Raw genomic sequence first — 2,028 nt, forward strand, 5'->3', positions numbered from 1 at the left:
TCGCGAACGGATTCCCCGGCGGCTGCGGCGTTGGGCGGTTCGCGAGCAAGCTCGCTCCTACGAAAAGACCCTCAGCGGGCGATCCACAGCAGGCACAGCGACAGCGTCACCAGCGAACCGAGGGTGGACAACAGAATGCTCCGCGACACCACCGCCGCCTCGCGCTGGTAGTACTCGGCGAGCATGAACGGGCCGGTGCCGGTGGGCAGCGCGCTGAGCAGCAGCGCCGAATCCGCCCACAGCGGCGGCAGGTCGAACACCTGGTAGGCGAGGAAGCCGGTGAGCAGTGGCTGGCCGATCAGCTTGATCGCCACCAGCGGCCAGGCGCCAACCTGCTCGCCAGCTTCCTGGCGTTGGGCCAGGAACAGGCCCAGGGAGACCAGCGCACACGGCGTGGTGGCGGCGGCGAGCATGTCGAGGAAATGCAGCAGCGGCGCGGGCAGGCCGATGCCGGTCACCGCCCACAGACCGCCGATGATCGGCGACACCACCAGCGGGTTCTTGCCCAGCGCCTTGGTCACCACCCACACGGCGCGGCCGATGTGCTTCTCCTCCTGCAGGCCGACCTCGATGCACACCACCGAGATGGCGAACAGCACGCAGACCACCAGCAACGAGGCGATCAGCGCCGGCTCCAGGCCGTCCTGGCCGAACACCAGCAGGCACAGCGGGATGCCCATGTAGCCGGTGTTGGCGTAGGACGCACTGAGACCATCGATGCTCGCCGCCGGCAACGGGCGGCCCTGCAGCAGGCGCCAGATCAGCGTGGCGAAGAACACCAGCAGGCAACCGCCGGTGAAGGCCGCGAGGAAGCCCGGCTGCCAGATTTCCGCCCAGGTCGCGGTGGCGGTGACCTTGAACAGCAGCGCCGGCAGACACAGCCAGACCACCAGTTTGTTCACCTCCGAGGCTGCCTGCGGACCGAGACGGTTGGTGCGTCGGCACAGCCAGCCGACCAGGATCAGCGCGAAGATCGGCAGGACGACGGCGAACACGGTGTGCATGGCAGGGAACCTGGAGAGCGGGAGCGGCAGGCGAGCATAGGGTTGCCAATCGATACCGTCCAATGCTTACTAAAGCCACCATTCATACCCAATCCGTATCGATGATCGACTTCCGCCAGCTGCGTTATTTCCTCGCCCTTGCCGAGCATCTGCACTTCGGCCGTGCCGCCGAGGCGCTGCACATCACCCAGCCGCCGCTGAGCCGGCAGATCGCCGCGCTGGAGGAGGAATTGGGCACGCCGCTGTTCGCCCGGCATTCGCGCTCGGTGGAGCTGACCGCCGCCGGCCGCGACTTTCAGCAACAGGCCCGAGCGCTGCTCGCCGGCCTCGATCTCGCCGTGCGCTCGGCCCGCGCTACCGCACGCGGGGAACGCGGCGAACTGCGCATCGGCTTCACCATGCTCGCCGCCTGGACGCTGCTGCCGCGCCTGCTGAAAACCTTCGCCGACGGCCACCCGGAAGTGAAGCTGGTGCTCAACGAGATGCTGCCGCGCGACCTCGGCCAGGCGCTGGACAGTGGCGAAGTGGACGTCGCCCTGACCTTCCCCGAGCGCGAACCGGGCCAGCGGCTCTACCGCACCCTGCAACGCGAGCCGCTGTGCGCGGTGCTGCCGGCCGATCACGACCTGGCGCAGGAAGCGGAACTGGACGTGGCGAAGCTGGCCGGCGAGCCCTTCATCACTTTTCCGCCGGCCACGGCGCCGGCGCTGCACGAGTCAGTGATGGATTGCTGTCGCCAGCATGGATTCGCCCCGGCAGTGCGCATGGAAACGCACCTGCAGCAGACCATCGTCAACCTGGTCGCCGAGGGGCTGGGCGTGTCCCTGGTGCCCGACTCGATGCGGCGCATGCAACTGCCCGGCGTGGCCTTCCGCGCCATCGCGGACTCGCCACAGGTGGAGTACGGCGCGGCGTGGAGCCCGCACAACGACAACCCGTGCCTGGCGGCCTTCCTGCGCAGCGTGGGGCGGTCGAAGCCTGAGGTCCGGATCGAGCTCACATCGTAGGAGCGCGCCATGCGCGC

Annotated in this window: 2 protein-coding genes; one reads left to right on the plus strand and one right to left on the minus strand. The window is 68.6% G+C overall.

What is annotated here, in order from left to right:
* Positions 1 to 71: 71 nt before the first annotated feature.
* On the minus strand, positions 72 to 1,004 hold the full coding sequence (locus tag UB43_RS17390; RefSeq protein ID WP_045213360.1) for an AEC family transporter: 933 nt from the start codon (positions 1,002 to 1,004) through the stop codon (positions 72 to 74).
* A gap of 62 nt (positions 1,005 to 1,066) precedes the next feature.
* Between UB43_RS17390 and UB43_RS17395 the strand changes: the two genes are divergently transcribed.
* On the plus strand, positions 1,067 to 2,011 hold the full coding sequence (locus UB43_RS17395) for a LysR substrate-binding domain-containing protein (RefSeq protein ID WP_256205169.1): 945 nt from the start codon (positions 1,067 to 1,069) through the stop codon (positions 2,009 to 2,011).
* Positions 2,012 to 2,028 lie beyond the last annotated feature (17 nt).

This window comes from Pseudomonas sp. 21 (assembly GCF_000955805.1).
GTDB lineage: Bacteria > Pseudomonadota > Gammaproteobacteria > Pseudomonadales > Pseudomonadaceae > Pseudomonas.

Coding starts and splice junctions, on each gene's coding strand:
- UB43_RS17390 (WP_045213360.1), bottom strand. CDS start 1,004: ATGCACACCGTGTTCGCCGTCGTCCTGCCGATCTTCGCGCTGATCCTG.
- UB43_RS17395 (WP_256205169.1), top strand. CDS start 1,067: ATGCTTACTAAAGCCACCATTCATACCCAATCCGTATCGATGATCGAC.